Origin of the sequence: Rhizobium sp. NZLR11, from assembly GCF_019685115.1 — a bacterium.
Taxonomy (GTDB): domain Bacteria; phylum Pseudomonadota; class Alphaproteobacteria; order Rhizobiales; family Rhizobiaceae; genus Rhizobium.
The window spans coordinates 98,573-114,870 of record NZ_JABDWD010000003.1; the positions used below are offsets into that span (position 1 = coordinate 98,573).

The 16,298-nt window shown below is 61.6% G+C and carries 15 protein-coding genes, 1 tRNA gene and 1 pseudogene; 7 read left to right on the forward strand and 10 right to left on the reverse strand.

Going from position 1 to position 16,298, the window contains the following annotated elements; genetic code table 11:
* Nucleotides 1–68 precede the first annotated feature (68 nt).
* Nucleotides 69–515 (forward strand): host attachment protein, encoded by a 447-nt coding sequence (locus tag HJB83_RS06750; RefSeq protein ID WP_207583591.1) that lies wholly within the window; start codon nucleotides 69–71, stop codon nucleotides 513–515.
* A 105-nt stretch (nucleotides 516–620) separates the two neighbouring features.
* Here the strand turns inward: HJB83_RS06750 and HJB83_RS06755 are convergent.
* Nucleotides 621–1,486, reverse strand: a pseudogene (locus tag HJB83_RS06755) (LysR family transcriptional regulator).
* Nucleotides 1,487–1,577: 91 nt separating this feature from the next.
* On the opposite strand from HJB83_RS06755, the gene HJB83_RS34015 reads away from it, so the two are divergent.
* Nucleotides 1,578–1,829: a hypothetical protein gene (locus HJB83_RS34015; protein ID WP_246762736.1), complete on the forward strand. Its 252-nt coding sequence runs from the start codon at nucleotides 1,578–1,580 to the stop codon at nucleotides 1,827–1,829.
* Here HJB83_RS34015 and HJB83_RS06760 read toward each other — a convergent pair.
* Nucleotides 1,780–2,112, reverse strand: a complete 333-nt coding sequence (locus HJB83_RS06760; RefSeq protein ID WP_049733849.1) for a hypothetical protein — start codon at nucleotides 2,110–2,112, stop codon at nucleotides 1,780–1,782. The genes HJB83_RS34015 and HJB83_RS06760 overlap by 50 nt on opposite strands.
* Nucleotides 2,113–2,467: 355 nt before the next feature.
* Here HJB83_RS06760 and HJB83_RS06765 point away from each other — a divergent pair, with 355 nt between their 5' ends.
* Nucleotides 2,468–2,908, forward strand: coding sequence for a glyoxalase superfamily protein (locus HJB83_RS06765; protein ID WP_207583593.1), 441 nt, complete (start codon nucleotides 2,468–2,470; stop codon nucleotides 2,906–2,908).
* 72 nt (nucleotides 2,909–2,980) lie between these two features.
* Complete coding sequence (locus tag HJB83_RS06770) at nucleotides 2,981–4,348, forward strand: MATE family efflux transporter (RefSeq protein WP_207583594.1); 1,368 nt, start codon at nucleotides 2,981–2,983, stop codon at nucleotides 4,346–4,348.
* Between the two features lie 44 nt (nucleotides 4,349–4,392).
* Here the strand turns inward: HJB83_RS06770 and HJB83_RS06775 are convergent, their stop codons facing one another.
* The 8 genes from HJB83_RS06775 to HJB83_RS06810 form a co-directional block, all read right to left on the reverse strand.
* Nucleotides 4,393–4,554 (reverse strand): hypothetical protein, encoded by a 162-nt coding sequence (locus HJB83_RS06775; protein WP_207583595.1) that lies wholly within the window; start codon nucleotides 4,552–4,554, stop codon nucleotides 4,393–4,395.
* 102 nt (nucleotides 4,555–4,656) lie between these two features.
* Nucleotides 4,657–5,493: a helix-turn-helix transcriptional regulator gene (locus tag HJB83_RS06780; RefSeq protein WP_207583596.1), complete on the reverse strand. Its 837-nt coding sequence runs from the start codon at nucleotides 5,491–5,493 to the stop codon at nucleotides 4,657–4,659.
* Nucleotides 5,494–5,565: 72 nt separating this feature from the next.
* Nucleotides 5,566–5,793: a DUF1127 domain-containing protein gene (locus tag HJB83_RS06785; RefSeq protein WP_207583597.1), complete on the reverse strand. Its 228-nt coding sequence runs from the start codon at nucleotides 5,791–5,793 to the stop codon at nucleotides 5,566–5,568.
* A gap of 88 nt (nucleotides 5,794–5,881) precedes the next feature.
* Nucleotides 5,882–6,679 (reverse strand): 5-deoxy-glucuronate isomerase, encoded by a 798-nt coding sequence (gene iolB / locus HJB83_RS06790; RefSeq protein ID WP_221115301.1) that lies wholly within the window; start codon nucleotides 6,677–6,679, stop codon nucleotides 5,882–5,884.
* A gap of 178 nt (nucleotides 6,680–6,857) precedes the next feature.
* Nucleotides 6,858–7,775 (reverse strand): myo-inosose-2 dehydratase, encoded by a 918-nt coding sequence (gene iolE, locus HJB83_RS06795; RefSeq protein ID WP_221131476.1) that lies wholly within the window; start codon nucleotides 7,773–7,775, stop codon nucleotides 6,858–6,860.
* A gap of 64 nt (nucleotides 7,776–7,839) precedes the next feature.
* Complete coding sequence (iolD, locus tag HJB83_RS06800; RefSeq protein WP_221131477.1) at nucleotides 7,840–9,690, reverse strand: 3D-(3,5/4)-trihydroxycyclohexane-1,2-dione acylhydrolase (decyclizing); 1,851 nt, start codon at nucleotides 9,688–9,690, stop codon at nucleotides 7,840–7,842.
* A 201-nt stretch (nucleotides 9,691–9,891) separates the two neighbouring features.
* Nucleotides 9,892–11,826 (reverse strand): bifunctional 5-dehydro-2-deoxygluconokinase/5-dehydro-2-deoxyphosphogluconate aldolase, encoded by a 1,935-nt coding sequence (iolC, locus tag HJB83_RS06805; RefSeq protein ID WP_221131478.1) that lies wholly within the window; start codon nucleotides 11,824–11,826, stop codon nucleotides 9,892–9,894.
* 92 nt (nucleotides 11,827–11,918) lie between these two features.
* On the reverse strand, nucleotides 11,919–12,794 hold the full coding sequence (locus tag HJB83_RS06810) for a MurR/RpiR family transcriptional regulator (RefSeq protein ID WP_221115297.1): 876 nt from the start codon (nucleotides 12,792–12,794) through the stop codon (nucleotides 11,919–11,921).
* A gap of 206 nt (nucleotides 12,795–13,000) precedes the next feature.
* On the opposite strand from HJB83_RS06810, the gene HJB83_RS06815 reads away from it, so the two are divergent.
* The 3 genes from HJB83_RS06815 to HJB83_RS06825 all read left to right on the forward strand — a co-directional run bounded on the left by HJB83_RS06815 (nucleotide 13,001) and on the right by HJB83_RS06825 (nucleotide 15,766).
* Nucleotides 13,001–14,116, forward strand: coding sequence for a Gfo/Idh/MocA family protein (locus HJB83_RS06815; RefSeq protein WP_221115296.1), 1,116 nt, complete (start codon nucleotides 13,001–13,003; stop codon nucleotides 14,114–14,116).
* An 86-nt stretch (nucleotides 14,117–14,202) separates the two neighbouring features.
* The gene (locus tag HJB83_RS06820; RefSeq protein ID WP_221131479.1) at nucleotides 14,203–15,420 is read left to right on the forward strand and encodes an FAD-dependent oxidoreductase; all 1,218 of its coding nucleotides are present in this window, start codon (nucleotides 14,203–14,205) and stop codon (nucleotides 15,418–15,420) included.
* Nucleotides 15,421–15,674: 254 nt separating this feature from the next.
* Nucleotides 15,675–15,766 (forward strand) — tRNA-Ser (locus tag HJB83_RS06825).
* The last annotated feature ends 532 nt before the right edge of the window (nucleotides 15,767–16,298 follow it).

Sequence of the window (16,298 nt, forward strand, 5' to 3'; positions counted from 1 at the left end):
CTGCCGGGCGTTCTGCCTTGATCGATGACGCAGGGCGCGCTTCGAATGACGACAGCGAGGAGTTGAAAATGGCCAACGTTAAAATCCCTTTGGAATCATGGGTTGTGGTCTGTGACGGAGCCAAGGCTCTGATCATGCAGAACGCGGGCGATGCCCAACTGATGAACCTGAAGGTGCTGGAAACCCTGACGCAGCCGAGCGCGCCGGATCGCGAGATTGGCGCCGATAAGCCCGGCCGAACCCATGCAGCAAATGGCTTCAGCGGCAGCGCTGTCGAGGAGACCAGCTGGCAGGATCAGGCCGAAGCCGAATTCCTGAAACAGGTGGCGGAAAAGCTTGACGAACTGGTGCAGGAAAAGAGTGCCCGCCGCATCGTTATCGTCGCACCGCCAAAAGCGCTCGGCACATTGCGGCCGGCGCTCAGCGCCGATACCCAGGCCGTGATCACCGCGGAAGTGGCGAAGGACTATACGAATATGCCGGTCGATGAGATCGAGCGCCATCTCGCCGCCTGAACCGACAGAAGCCTATCGACAGCGCCGCGCGTCGATTCCGGCGCGTTAAGGACGCTGTACACTTTGAATGATGGGGGCGCGGGTCGAGAGGCCCGCGTTTTTGTGTCATATCGACGGCCTCTGCCCGGCAAACAGGTCTTCATGATCGGCAAAGAGTGCCGCCAGGCGGTCGATGACGATCCTGACCTCCTGCCGTTGCCGCTCGTCGTCATGCGCAACGATCCACATTTCGTAGGTCAGTTCGTCGATGAGAGGCCCGGCGCGGACAAGGTGGCGTTCCGGGTCGCCGATGAAACATGGGAGCACGCCGCGGCCGGCGCCCCCACGGATCAGGTAAAACAGCATATGCGGCGTGTTGGTCCAGCTGGTGATCCAGTAATCCGGCTGTTCGAACGTCCATTTGTCCGCCGGCGTGAGGCGGTATCGGTGCCGAGCGAGATCCAGTTGCAGTTGGCTTCGTCATAGTCTGCCGCCTGGTAAACCGCATGCGCCACCTTGACCGAGCGGCGGATCGCGACGTTACCGCTGTCCGGCCGGCTGTGGCCAACGGCGATATGCGCTTCCCGGTAGGTGAAATCGACGCTGGCATCAGAGGTCTTGTAGCACATGCGGAAACTGTCCTTCGGCGTCCAGACGCTGGCCAGATGGTCGGCGATGAAACGCGACGTCCAGCTGTCGGCGGCCGTCGAGACGATCGGCAGTGTCAGAACCTCGCCGCGCCAGTCGGAGATCGCACGCGCCGCATCCTGCATCAGCCGGACGCGGTCGAGCAGCTCCTGCCCGTCCCTCGCGAGCAGATAACCGGTGGGGCCGCGGCTGAACAGTGATCGGCCCGTCACTCGTTCAAGCGCCAGCATCCGCCTACCGATCGTCGGCGCGCTGAGCCCGGTGCGCGCGGCTGCGGCCGAGAGCCCGCCGCCGGTCGCGACATGGAAGAAAAGTTGCAGGTCGTCCCAGCTCGCATCTTTCATGAATGAAAACCCCCTTTCCCCAGCGCCTCTACATCGAAAGGGCGTGAAGGCTTAGCTCAAGTGCTCCAGCCAATAGATGGAGGATGAAGCAATGCTTCTCAACTGGGTAGTTCTCTTCAGGGAAATCGAAATCCGCAATCGCCGGATCCGCCGCGATGCTTTTGCCGACCCGCTCGATCGACCGGAGTGGCGCGGAATTCTCTGGGTTGTTCCGATCATTGCTCATCTGGCCGCAAGACGGGGCACAGAAACGAAGGTGCCATGCCGCGATGATTCGCCGATCGCAAGAAGCCTCAGGTTTCGAAGCTCAGTCGCAGCACGTGGTGCAGGAATTCCGGATTGAGCAGCATGTTGAAGCTGACCGTCACCCATTCGCCTTCGCGCTTGACCATGGTTGCGCCGATCTCGTCATGGATGCCAAGAATTTCGAGGAAGAAATGGCTCGGCATTTCCAGGTTCGGGCTCACTTCGAGCAGTGCGCCGGCAAGCGTGATCGTGCGGATCAGACAGCGCACCTGCGTTCCGGTGCTGAGGTGATGGCCGACGAAGATGATGTTGCCGGGCCTGTCGAGATTGAATTCCCTGTAAGCTCGTTCCGGCTTGGGGTGTTCTGTGTCGAGGTGCATCTGAAAGGCCCTTTCAGCCTCCGCTTGTTCTACCACAGGATATTAGCTGAAGAATGCTGACAGCTGCTGAACAACTTCGATAAGATTGAATGCAGATGTAGAACTTGCGAGAAAATCGCACCGATTTCGAGCAGATTTGCCCCAAATTTGCTCATTCCCCGGTGCGCATGCGCCATTCTTGACATGTCGGCGGCGTTCGCGCATACAGAGGCCGGTTCGAGGCACCAGCCGCTCGCGGATGAAAATCCATGGTGAAGTCCTCGCGATCATGGTCACGGCCCCTTGTGCATGCTGACTGGCGGCAATGCGAGCTCCCATTCACAGTCGAAGAGCATGCCTTGCGAAGGCTCACTCCATGACGGCGACCTATCCTGCCATTGAAGAATTGAAGGCCCAGGCCAAGCGATTGCGCCAGGCGATGAACGATCGCGGCACCGCACTGACCCACAGTGCAGCCCTCGAAATAATTGCCCGCCAGCACGGCGCGCGCGATTGGAACACGCTCGCAGCCCTTGCAGCAAAGCCCAATGCCAGCCCGAAGACACAGCTCTTCGTCGGCGCCCATATTCGCGGCCGCTATCTCAATCAGCCGTTCACCGGCGAGATCCTGGCGCTTTCGGCCTTGCCGGGCGGCGATCTCCACAGGATCACCATCCATTTCGACAAGCCGGTTGATGTCGTCACCTTCGAAAGCTTTTCGGCCTTTCGCCAGCGCGTGAATGCGCAGATCGATGCCGACGGCGTCTCGCCGCGGAAGACCTCGAACGGCGTGCCGCATCTGGTGCTCGATCTCTAGATTGCTTTTTTTGAGGCCGTCCAGATCCGGATGATTTTGCCGGCTCGGGCCTTTCCACCCACGGATTTCTCCATGACCGCTCTTTCAGAAGGCAACGCCTTTCTCACCGGCTGGCTGCCGGCCGTCTTCATCAAAACGGCGGCGCCGATCGTCGCGATCACCACCGTCAACGGCCTCTTCACCGTCGTCGACGCCTATTTCCTCGGCGCCTATGTCGGCCCTGACGCGCTTTCTGCCGTCAGCCTGATTTTCCCGGGACTGATGCTGCTCATCGCCCTGCAATCGCTGGTCTCGAACGGCATGGCCAGCATCCTTGCCCGCCGGCTCGGCGCCGGCGATCGCCAAGGCGCGCGCCGAGTATTCACAGGCGCCCATACGCTGGCGCTCGCAGTCATCCTGATGCTCAACGCGCTCTACTGGATCGCGGGCCGGCAGATCATCGATGCCGGTGCTGCCGGCAATGCCGCGGTGGCCGAGGGCGCCATGCTGTTCATGGGCGCGATGATCGCCTTTGCGCCGGTCAGCTTCTTCCTGTCGCTGCATCTCGACGGATTGCGCTGCGAAGGCAAGATCGGTTTCATGACGCTGGTGACGCTGTCGGCCTCGCTGCTGAACATTCTCGCCAACTGGCTGTTCATGGCCGTCATGCATTGGGGCGTGCTCGGTTCGGCGGTCGGCTCCATCGCATCGCAATTCGTCTGTCTCGCAGCCGTGCTCGCCTATCGCCGGCGCCGGCCGGCGGCACTCAGGCCTTCTTTGGAAACCGCATTGACCGAGTGGCGCCGCATCGTCGCCTTCGGCGCGCCGATGAGCCTCGGCTTCATCGGCATATCGCTGGCCTCGGCAGCCATTCTGGTCAATATCTCGCTCTGGAACACGCATGACCACGTCGCGACGATCGCCGCCTACGGCATCATCACCCGGATCATGACCTTCACCTATCTGCCGCTGCTCGGCCTCAGCATCGCCCTGCAGACGATCGCAGGCAACAATCATGGTGCTGGTCTCGGGCGCCGCGTCGGCCAAAGCCTGCAGATCGCCATGCTCTCAGCGCTCATCTATTGCACTCTGGTGGAGATTACTGTCGAATTGCTGGTTGGCCGCCTCGGCGCCGTCTTTGTCGCCGATCCCGCCATTGTCGGCGAGGTCAGGCGAATTCTGCCCTGGACGATCGGCGCCTATTTTCTTTTCGGGCAGATGCTGATTCTGTCGTCCTATTTCCAGTCGATCGGCGATGCGCCGCGCGCGGCGATCTTCGGCCTGTCGCGGCCCTATCTGCTGACCCTGCCGCTCACTTTCCTGCTACCCTTTATCTTCGGCGAGCAGGGGATCTGGATGGTGCCGGTCTTTGCCGAGGCAGGCATGTTTATCCTCGCCTTCCTGGTCCTGTCACAGAATGCGAAACGTCGCGGCTGGCGTTACGGGCTTCTGCCGGCCTGAATCGCAAGAGCCGCGCTGGGAGCGCGGCTCTTGCCTGATGTCTTCTATTCCTTGCCTGTTGGAACTGCCGATGTAGCGGCTTCCGCCTCGTTCAACGCCTCGGCGCATTCCTGGCAGCAGACCTCGACGGTCTTGCCGCCGAGCTTGACGGTGATGGTCTCGGCGCCGAGTTCGCAGTCGCAGGCGGCACAGGTTGTCTTCTTCATCTGGTGATCCTCCGGTTGATCGTCCACGGATCGGGACGGGCTGATAAGATCATCGAAGACCGCAACGCCGCTGTCGAAATCTTTAGCGATCGACCTGGACCATCACCTCCGGCGCAGCTGCGTCGCGCGCTGGAATTCGGCCGGGGTCTGCCCGAAGGATTGTTTGAAGGAGGCGCTGAAATGGCTGTGGCTGGAAAAGCCGAGATCGAGCCCGAGCGCGGTCAGATCGTCGTACTCTCCGAGTAGATCGAGCGCGCGGGCAAGTCTCAGCCGCAGCTGATAGCGATAGAGCGGTGTCGCCTCGACCTGTTGGAAGACCTGGGTGAGATAAACCGGCGAGACGCCCACTTCGACGGCGATTTCGCCGAGCGTCCAGCGCCGCGCGAGATCGGAGGAAAGCACCAGCTTTGCCCGGTCGACGAGTTTCTGCCGGCCGGCGCTGGCGCCCGGCGCATGCGATGTGCGCTCGCCGAGCGAGCGGCGGACCAGCGTCAGTGCGAGTGTTTCTGCCTCCAGCGTTTCGGCGACATTGCGGCTCAAACCGTGACGCAGGAGGGCGACCAGCGCCTGTGCGCGCGGATCGATCCGTCGGCGCTGGCGGCGGAAGGAAAAAGCAGGGCCGGGCTGCACCTGATCTTTCGGCGCGAGTTCTTCGAGCATGGTTTCGTCGATTGCCAGATCGATGCAGGCGTCGCCACCTTCGATCGGATGGCTGATCCGATATCCCTGGCCGGCATTGAAGAACAACAGCTGATTGGCTTCGGCCACCGTGTCATTGCGGCCGACATGCCGCATGAAGACGCCGCGATAGGGATAGACGAGGCTTGTTGCGTGGGCGCATTCTTCGTCGCTCTTATGGCGGCACTCACCATTGCAGACGATGTCACGAATGGTGATCATCTTCGTTTGCAGGAGCGGTGCTGTTGAAAACTGCGACATTTGATGTTCCGGGTCAGGACAGGCCGCCGACGAGGCGGCCCGAGGCACAGTATCACAACTGACGCCTGTATTTTAGTAGCGACTATAGACGTGAACGTCGCTTTCTGTCTGCCCCCTGGAGAGACCGATATCTTTCAACTGATCGTCGGAAAGTTCCATTAGCGCATTACTGTTGCGCCGTTCGCCTATCTTGCGCGCCAGCCAGCGTGCTGCCGCGACGACGGCAAGAAGCAGGCCGGGACGGAAATGACGCGAAGAGCGAATATTCCGGGCCGAGATTGTGACATTCGAGCTGTGCATGGTGTCCTCCATCCGTGTTTGGATGGAAGCAGTGAACCATCAACGGCAGCTTGCCGCTGTCAGATTATTTAGCGATCTGACGCAGTCCTCACGCCTTGACCAGCCACTCGTGCTCGACGGCGTTGTGGAATTTCCAGATCCGCGTCGGCCCGGCCATGACGTTGAGGTAATAAAGATCGTAGCCATGGCAGGCGGCGCAGGGGTGATAGCCTTTCGGCACCAGCGTCACGTCGCCGTCCTCGATCGCCATCGCTTCGTCAAGCGAGCGGTCGTCGGTGTAGACGCGCTGGAAACCGAAGCCCTGCGGCGGGTTGAGACGGTGGTAATAGGTCTCTTCCAGGAAGCTCTCGTTCGGAAGGTCGTCCTGGTCGTGCTTGTGCGGCGGATAGGACGATGTATGGCCGCCGGGCGTAATCACCTCGACGACAAGCAGCGAATGCGCCGAGCTGTCGTCCTCAGGCATGATATTGTTGACGTAGCGCACATTCGTGCCCTTGCCGCGCGTCACCTGCGCATGCGTGCCCGGCGGAATTTCCTTCGCCGGATAGGTGCCACCGCCGGGCGCCGAGCAAACGGCGAGCTCCAGATCAGTTTCAGCCGTCACCGACCACGTCGATTCCATCGGGATGTAGAGCGCATGTGGCGCGCCTTCGAACGGGTTCATGCGGCCGCCGAGCGTGCCGAAATCCTTGGTGCCTGCCGACGCCTTGCCCTTGCCGCTCACCCAGACGAGGCACACTTCGCGGTCGCCCGTCTCTCCGGAAACGGTCTCGCCCGGTTTCATCCGATGCAGGTCGAAGCCGACATAGGTCCAGCCGGCATTCTCAGGGGTGACATGCGTGACCCGGCCATGTGTGCCCGATGGTTTGACCTTGAGGTTTGGCATGGTGATTTCTCCTCGTAAGTTGGCGGTGCGGTCCCCTCATCCGGCTGCCGCCACCTTCTCCCCGAGGGGAGAAGGGATATGCCGCGCCGTCTCTTTTCCCCTTCTCCCTTGGGGGAGAAGGTGCCCGGAGGGCGGATGAGGGGGCCTCTTGCTCCAGCAGTTCGGCAGGACCTTTCAGTTATCCCTTCGGAAACCCTTCGGTCTCGACTGTATAACCCGCGGCGGTCATGACCCGCATCAATTCCGTATGGCCGATCTCGGCCATCTTCTGCGGAGGTGACTTGCGTGGATCCTGTTCTGCCTCGACAACGAACCAGCCTTCATAGCCGTGATCGGCCAGCCGCTGGACGATGGCGCCGAAATCGAGCGAGCCGTCACCCGGCACCGTGAAGGCGCCGAGCGCCACTGCGTCGAGGAAGGATTGCCGGCTGCGGTCGAGCCCGTCGACGACAGGCTTGCGGATGTCCTTGACGTGAACATGGTTGATGCGGGCGTGGTGGTTGCCGATGGCGCGCAGCACGTCACCGCCGGCAAAGGCGAGATGGCCGGCATCGAGCAGCAGCGGAATGCCTGCGCCCGAAGAGCGCATGAAGGCGTCGAGTTCCGGCTCGGTTTCGACGACGGCGGCCATATGATGGTGATAGGAGAGCGGCATGCCCTGTTCGGCGCACCATTCCCCGAACTCGGTGACGCGGCGGGCATAGGCCTTCATCTCGTCGTCGGAAAGGCGCGGCTTCGTCGCGAGCGGCTTGGACCGGTCGCCCTGGATCGAGCGGCCGACCTCGCCATAAACGATGCAGGGCGCATTGACCGCCTTGAACAGCTCGATCATCGGAGCGATGCGGTCTTTGTTGGCGGTAAGCTCCTCATTGACCAGCGTGCCCGAGAACCAGCCGCCGCACAGCGTCACGTCGGCGGCGCGCAGGATGGGCAGCATATCCTGGGGATTGCTGGGGAAACGACGGCCTTGCTCCATGCCGGTAAAACCGGCGCTGCGCGATTGCCGAAGGCATTCCTCCAGCGATACGTCGTCGCTGAGTTCAGGAAGATCGTCGTTCCACCACGCGATGGGCGACATGCCGAGTTTGGCCTTCATCACATTCTCCTCAAAAGCACTGCGGAAGAGCGGCTCCGCTCCTCCGAAAAATGACAGCAGTAGATTAGCCGATGCGCTGGGCGGCGCGTGCCTCGACATAGCCCTTGCGCGCCTCGTTGACCTGTTCGCGGGGGCTGACCTCCGGCACCGCGACATCCCACCAGTGGCCGCCGGCCTCGGTGGTAACAAGCGGATCGGTGTCGATGAGGAAGACCGAAGTGCGATCGTTCTTCTTCGAACCGGCGATCGCCTGCTCCAGCTCGGTGATCGAGCCGACCTTGACGGCAATGGCGCCCATGCTTTCGGCATGCGCGCGGAAATCGATCTCCGGCATCACCTCGTGATAGGAGTCCTTGAGCAGATTGTTGAAGTTGGCGCCGCCGGTGCCCATCTGCAAGCGGTTGATGCAGCCATAGCCGCGATTGTCGAGCACGACGATGTTCAGCTTGAGGCCGAGCATGACCGAGGTCGCGATCTCGGAGTTCATCATCATGTAGGAACCGTCGCCGACCATGACGACGACATCCCGTTCGGGATGCGCCATCTTGGCGCCGAGCCCGCCGGCAATTTCGTAACCCATGCAGGAAAAGCCATATTCCATATGATAGCTGCCCGGCGCTGTCGCCGGCCAGAGTTTGTGCAACTCGCCGGGAAGGCCGCCCGCAGCGCAAAGTACCGTCGTATTCTCGCCGCCGATCGTGCGCGCCACCGCGCCGATCACCTGGGCGTCGGAGGGCAGGGCGGCATTGGTCGTCGCCAACGCTTTGGCGGCGGCCTCCATCCAGGCCTTCTTCTCCGCAGCCGCCTTTTCGGCCAGTGCCGCCGGCGCCTTCCAGCCGGAAAGCCCCGCCGAAAGCGCCTTCAGCCCTTCGCGGGCATCGGCCACCAGCGGATGGCTGTCATGCTTCACCGCATCATAGGCGGCGATATTGAGACCGATCATCCTGAGGCTGTCGTTCTTGAACAGCGCCCAGGAGCCGGTGGTGAAATCCTGGCAGCGGGTGCCGACGGCGATAACGAGATCCGTCTCTTCGGCAATCGCATTCGCCGCCGACGTGCCCGTGACGCCGACCGAGCCAAGCGCCAGCGGATGGGTCTCGTTGATCGACGATTTGCCGGCCTGGGTGACGACAACCGGAATGGCGTGGGCCGCGGCAAAGGCGGCAAGCTCCTTCGTCGCCTGCGAATAAAGCACGCCGCCGCCGGCAACGATCACCGGCTTCTGCGAGGCCTTGATCAGCGCGATGGCATTCGCCAGCTCGTCGGCATCCGGTTGTGGCCGGCGGGTCGTCCAGACTTTTTCATCGAACAGGCTTTCCGGGTAATCGTAGGCTTCCGCCTGGACGTCCTGGCAGAGCGACAAGGTCACCGGGCCGCAATCCAGCGGATCCGTGAGCACTTGCATGGCGCGCTTCAGCGCCGAAATGATCTGCTCGGGCCGGGTGATGCGGTCGAAATAGCGCGAAACCGGACGGAAGGCATCATTGGCCGAAACCGTGCCGTCGCCGAAATCCTCGATCTGCTGCAGCACCGGATCCGGCGCGCGGTTGGCGAAGACATCGCCCGGCAGGAAGAGAACCGGAATACGATTGACATGCGCGACGCCGGCGGCCGTCACCATGTTCAGCGCGCCGGGGCCGATCGAGGTGGTGCAGGCCATGAAGCGCGTGCGAAAATTCGCCTTGGCATAGGCGATCGCCGCATGCGCCATGCCCTGCTCGTTGTGGGCGCGATAGGTCGTCAACTCTCCGCGCACCTGATAGAGCGCCTCGCCCATGCCGGCGACGTTGCCGTGGCCGAAGATCGCCCAGACGCCGCCGAAGATCGGCACCTTTTTGCCGTCGACAACAGTCATCTGCTTTTTGAGGAAATGTGCGACGGCCTGCGCCATCGTCAACCGTATCGTCTTGCCCATCGGGGCCTCCCGAACTTTGAACTCTCTATCTATCTTCCCCTCCCCAACCCGTCCCCACAAGGGGGAGGGGCCAATCTGCCGGGCTCTCTGCTTCGCGCCGCAACGTTTCATCCTCGGGATGCTCGCTCATGGCGTGAGGCGATGCCTCAAGTTAAGTCCCTCCCCCTTGTGGGGAGGGGTTGGGGAGGGGTCTTAATTTTCCTACTGACGCTCGCGCGTCTTCAGCCACGCCTCTGTCAGTTGCCGGAAGCGGCCGGCCATATCGCTGATCGCTTCCTCGTCGTTCATTGCGCCCGAAAGCCAGGCGCGCGCCGCATCGGCAAAGATCGTCCGGCCGACGGCAAAGCCCTTCACCGAAGGAGCAGCCAGCGTCGCCTCGAAGCAGGAAATCAGCTCGTCGGCGGGCGCCTCGAGCCCGAGCAGTACGATACCGCGGCACAGGGGATCATTTTTGGCGATCACCGCATCGATCTTCTTCCAGGCTTTGCTCGATGCCTGCGGCTCGAGCTTCCACCAGTCAGGCTTGATGCCGAGTGCATAGAGCTCCTCCAGCGCGGTTGCGATCGTATCGTCCGTCAGCGGTCCGTTCTTGCCGGCAATGATCTCCACCAGCAGTTCGCGCCCGACCTTGCGGGCCGCCTCGAACAGCGTGCGCAGCTTCTCCTGCTGCTCGGTCTTCAATTCGGCCGGATCATCGGGATGATAGAAGCACAGGCACTTGATGCAATGGCCAAGCGGCCATTCCACAAGCTGCGAGCCGATATCCTGGCTGAATTCGAAACGCAGCGGCTTCGAGCCCGGCAATTCCACCGGCCGGCCGATCCAGGAAAAATTCTTCGCCGCCGCATCGAAGAAGGCGTCACGGCCGAAACGTTCGTCGATCAGCATGCCGTAGCCGTCGCGGCCATTCGAAACCCGCGACGCTGCGGCGACCGCCAGCCGCTTGAAGGCGACGATCTTTTCGTGGCCGACGCCGAGTTCATCGGCAACGCTGACGAGTTGTGAACGATGATCGATCGCCAGCGCCATCAGCAGCGGGATTTCGCCGCGCCGGGTCGATGCCCAGTGGATATGGTTGATCGCCTCGTCCTTGCGCAGCGCACGGTGTTTGCTTCCGCTCGTCAAAAAGAAGTCAAGTTCCGCCCAGGTCGGATATTCCGGCGAGCAGAGCAGGCGGGAGACGGCAAAGGCGCCGCAGGCATTGGCCCAGGTGGCGCAGGTCTTCAGCGGCTCGTCACGCAGGAAGCCGCGCAGGAAGCCGGACATGAAAGCATCGCCGGCGCCGAGCACGTTGAAGACTTCGATCGGAAAACCCTGGCCGACGATGCCGGCTTCAAGATCGTCGGCGATCGGCCCGTCATAGACGATGCAGCCCATGGCGCCGCGCTTGAGCACGATCGTCGCCGGCGACAGGCGACGAATCTCCTTCAGCGCGCCGAGCACGTCGTCGGCGCCGGAAGCGATCAGGATTTCCTCTTCGGTGCCGATGATGAGGTCGCAATCCGGCAGCGTCTCCTTCATCTTCGAGGACACCCGGTCGGATTTCACGTAGCGCTCGAAGCCTTCCGCATGGCCGGCAAGGCCCCAGAGGTTCGGCCGGTAGTCGATGTCGAAGATCACCTTGCGGCCGTTCGCCTTGGCGATGCGAATCGCCTTGCGTTGCGCGGCCTCGGTATTCGGCCTCGAGAAATGCGTGCCGGAAACGAGAACGGCGCGCGACGATTTGATAAAATTCTCATCGATATCGCCTTCATCGAGCGCCATGTCGGCGCAGTCGGACCGATAGAAGATCATCGGCGACACCCCCTCGGCCTCGACCGCAAGCAGCACCAGCGCCGTCAGCCGCTCCTTGTCGGTGACGATACCGTCTGTTGCCACACCTTCGCGCGCCGACTGCTCGCGGATGAAGCGTCCCATCTGCTCGTCGCCGACGCGGGTGATGAGACCGGATTTGAGGCCGAGCCGCGCCGTGCCGATGGCGATATTGGCCGGGCAGCCGCCGACGGACTTGGCGAAGGAGGCAATGTCCTCCAGCCGCGAACCGATCTGCTGGCCGTAAAGATCGACCGAGGAGCGGCCGATAGTGATTACATCAAGCGCCGGCTCCGGCTGTGAGCTCGGATTCGATTGTACCATGATGTCCTCCCGCTAGATTTTGCGCGGCTTCCAGTGCCTGCGAATTTTCAATAATGAAACATCGGTTCCGTTATTTTGTCAATTCGGAATGTTTATTCCATTTTCGCTTTTCCAGCTTTTGGATGCTGAAGCTTGCGGCGCCGTTCGGCGATCGCCACCGGAAGCGCCATGGTGAGCGCCATCGAGGCCGAAAGCGAGCGGAAGCCGGCGAAATCGGCTTCCGCCACCTCGAACCAGTGCGTGGCGCAGGCGGCAAGCGGCGAGAACGCCGAATCGGTGATCGCGATGACGGGGACGCCGCGGTCGGCAAGCTCCTGGCTCTGGCTGAGGCTGTCGGCCGCATAGGGCGAGAAGCTCGCGGCGATCGCTGCATCCTTCGGTGTTGCGAACTGCACCATTTCGGGGTCGACGCCGTTCGGCGAGGCGACGATCTGGTGGCGGATGTTGAGCTTGGAAAATGCGTAGGTCATGTGCGCCGTCAGCGGGTAAGAACGCCGTTTGGCGATCAGATAGATCGTTTCGGCGGCGGCAAGGATACTCACCGCTTTCGTGAACGTATCGCTCTGCACCGTCGCCGCCAACCGGTTGACCGACTGGCTGGCCGCGGCAATGAAACCGGAAAGCAGATTGGCATCCTCGTCGTCGCCGCTCGTTTGCTCCAGCGTGACGAGCCGCTCTTCATAGCTCAGGGTTCGGTCGCGCAGCCTTTCGCGGAAGATGCTCTGCAGGTCGGAAAAGCCTTCGTAGCCCAGATGATGCGCCAGGCGCACCAGCGTCGAGGGCTGGACGTCGGAGGCGGCTGCAATGCTTGCCGTCGTGCCGAAAGCGATCTCGTCGGGGTTGCCGAGCGCGAAAGCGGCGACCTGCGCCAGCCGCTTCGGCATGTTCGCCTTGCGCTCGATGATGGTGCTGCGCAGGCTTTCGAAATCGCGCGGCACACGCGCCTGCCTCTGGGGATCGTTATCCATGCTTGCTGCCCGCGAGATGAAACAAATATTCCATATTATTGAGCATAGACGATTTCAAATCACACGCCTAATTGTTTTTAATCCTCTGTAATTGAAGGGTTTTGAACAATTTTTCGGGAAAAACGCGAAAATGCCTGCGGACAACTCTCTTGTCAAAATGATCCAAATATTCCAAAAATCTGCGCGCAGCTTTGGAGGAGACGGAAATGAAGTCACTTGGCATCGGTTTGATCGGCACCGGCTACATGGGCAAATGCCATGCGTTGGCGTGGAATGCGGTGAAGACGGTGTTCGGCGATGTCGAGCGTCCGCGTCTCGTGCATCTGGCCGAAGCCAATGCCGGGCTGGCGCAGACGCGGGCCGGTGAATTCGGATTCGAGAAGGCGACGGCCGACTGGCGGGAACTGATCGCCGACCCCGAGGTCGACGTCGTCTCGGTCACCACGCCCAATCAGTTCCACGCCGAGATGGCGATTGCAGCCCTCGAGGCCGGCAAGCACGTCTGGTGCGAAAAGCCGATGGCGCCCGCCTATACCGATGCCGAGCGCATGCTGGAAACGGCGGAGCGTTCCGGCAAGGTTGCCGCCCTTGGCTATAATTACATCCAGAATCCCGTCATGCGGCACATCAAGATGCTTGTTGGTGAGGGTGCCATCGGCACGGTCAACCATATCCGCGTCGAGATGGACGAGGATTTCATGGCCGATCCCGATGTCTTCTTTTATTGGAAGAGCGAGCTTTCCGCCGGCTACGGCGCGCTCGACGATTTCGCCGTGCACCCGCTGTCGCTGCTCTGGTACCTCTTCGGCCATGTCGAGGCCGTCATAACCGACATGGTGAAGCCCTATGCAGACCGACCGCTCAGCGACGGTGGCCGTCGCGCCGTCGAAAACCACGATGCCGCCAACGTGCTGATGCGGCTTGGCGGCGGCATCTCCGCTGTCTTGATGGCGAATCGCGCCGCCTGGGGCCGCAAGGGCCGCATCGCCCTGCAGATTTATGGTTCGAAAGGCTCGATCGTCTACGACCAGGAGCGGATGAACGAATTCGAACTCTATCAGGCCGAGGGTCGCGGCTCCGAACAGGGTTTCCGCAAGATACTGGCGGCACCAGCCCATCGGCCCTATGATCGGTTCATCCCGGCGCCCGGCCACGGCCTAGGCTTCAATGATCTGAAGATTATCGAATGCCGCGAGCTGATCCGGGCGATATCGGGCGAGCCGTCGTCGATCGTGACATTTAAAGACGGTCTCAGGATAGAGAAGTCGGTGCATGCCATGGCACAGTCCTTCCACGAGCGTCGCTGGATCGAGATCGGCTGAAGGTAAGAAGCCGCTTTCCGTTGACGGCGCGCAGAGCAGGGAATAGGCCTTGGCGCGGTTGTCGGCGCATTTTCGGGAGTGAGATCGTGACGGATAGACTGGTGATCATCGGCGCGGGACAAGCCGGCTTCGCATTGGCGGCCAAGCTGCGTGCCTTGAAGGACGCGCGCCCGATCACCCTTATCGGCGCCGAAGACGTGGCGCCTTATCAGCGCCCGCCGCTTTCGAAGAAATACCTGCTGGGCGAAATGACCTTCGACCGCCTGCTGTTCCGCGCCGACCACTGGTATGCCGACAATAACGTCGATCTTCGCCTTTCGACCTGGGCCGAGCAAATCAAGCCGGACAGCAAACAGGTTCTGCTGCAGGATGGCTCTGTTCTCGATTACGGCACGCTGGCGCTCGCCACCGGCTCGACGCCGCGCCGGCTGCCGGCCGCAATCGGCGGCGATCTCGAAGGCGTCTATGTCGCCCGCGACAAGCGCGATGCCGATCTGCTCGCCGACGAGATGCGCCCCGGTCGCCGCGTCCTCATCATCGGCGGCGGTTATATCGGCCTCGAGGCGGCAGCCGTCGCCCGCCACCGCGGCCTTGAGGTCACCGTCATAGAGATGGCTGACCGCATCCTCCAGCGCGTCGCCGCGAAGGAGACCGCCGACATCATGCGCGGGATCCATGAGACCCATGACGTGGTGATCCGCGAAAAAACCGGGCTCAAGCATCTGGTCGGCAGGGATGGCCGCGTCACTGGCGCCGCCCTGTCCGACGGATCGGTTATCGACATCGACTTTGCCGTCGTCGGCATCGGCGTCGTGCCGAATGACCAGCTCGCCAAGGAAGCCGGCCTCGAAGTCGCCAACGGCATTGTCGTCGACGAATTCGCTCGCACCTCCGATCCGGCGATCTTTGCCGCCGGCGATTGCGCAGCTCTTCCCTGGCAGGGTGGCCGCATCAGGCTCGAATCGGTGCAGAACGCCGTTGACCAGGCCGAAGCGGCGGCCGCCGTCATTGCCGGTGGCAGCGAGCCATATGATCCGAAGCCGTGGTTCTGGTCCGACCAGTATGATGTCAAGCTGCAGATCGCCGGCTTCAATCTCGGTTATGACGAAACGCTGCTGCGCCCCGGCGCCCGCGAAGGCGCCCATTCGATCTGGTACTTCAGGCAAGGCCTGCTGATTGCCGTCGATGCCATCAACGACGCCAAAGCCTATGTGACCGGCAAAAAGCTGCTGGAATCCGGGACCAACCCCGACAGGTCGATTCTCGCCGACTCCTCCGCCGACCTCAAGCGCCTGCTTGGCTGAGCCCAAGACCGATCGTCGCAACGAATCACAGCCAGCGGAAACGCCGTGCTCGGCTCGCCAATCATATCGAACGCCGGGCAGCAAAGCTCAGCTTCTTCGCTAAAGAGAACGAAGCGCGATCAAATTCCGCGGATCAGCCCAGGAAATGCGGTCTGTTTAAGCAACCGGTCGAAATGCCGGCCACTGCATTTCTTCTGGTGAAACCTGAAAAAACCCTTGCATTCACAGACCGGTCACCATAGTTAGGCCGCACCGGAGAGGTGGCCGAGTTGGTCGAAGGCGCTCCCCTGCTAAGGGAGTATACGTCAAAAGCGTATCGTGGGTTCGAATCCCATCTTCTCCGCCATTTTGATTTTTCCCAGCTCAAATCGATTCTTACCGTCCGGCAGAGAACCCCTTCGCTTAGGTGATTATGTCTCGCGGCGGCGCGATGAGAAAAATCGCTCCGCCCTGGGCGAGAGAATCGCCGGCGGGAATCACCGCCCGCTCCCATGCCCCGGCAAGCGGCGAAACCGGTTCTGTGCATGTCCGGTTACGCTTGCCGCAGTGGCGATATCTCCTTCGGCATCCGGATTTCGTCAAAAAAGCGTCCCAGATATGTTGCGCAGCCCATGTCCAGTTCATTGTTGATCCGACCTAAGCCGCCGCAAAATCAGGGTTTTCTTAACAAAGCATAAAGGAAATCGCGGCCGGTGGCCCGACTTGTGTCCTTTCAGCAACAGAATGTCGGGAAGGCTCCCCCAAAACCCCCGTCCGAGTAAGTTGGTGATTGCGTGACGGCTTCCGTCTTGTATTTTCAGCGTCGGAAGCAAGGGCGACTGATCGTCCACTTCTTCAAACACGGGGATGGGGCAGGGAACGCTGCTCAGCGAAAGATC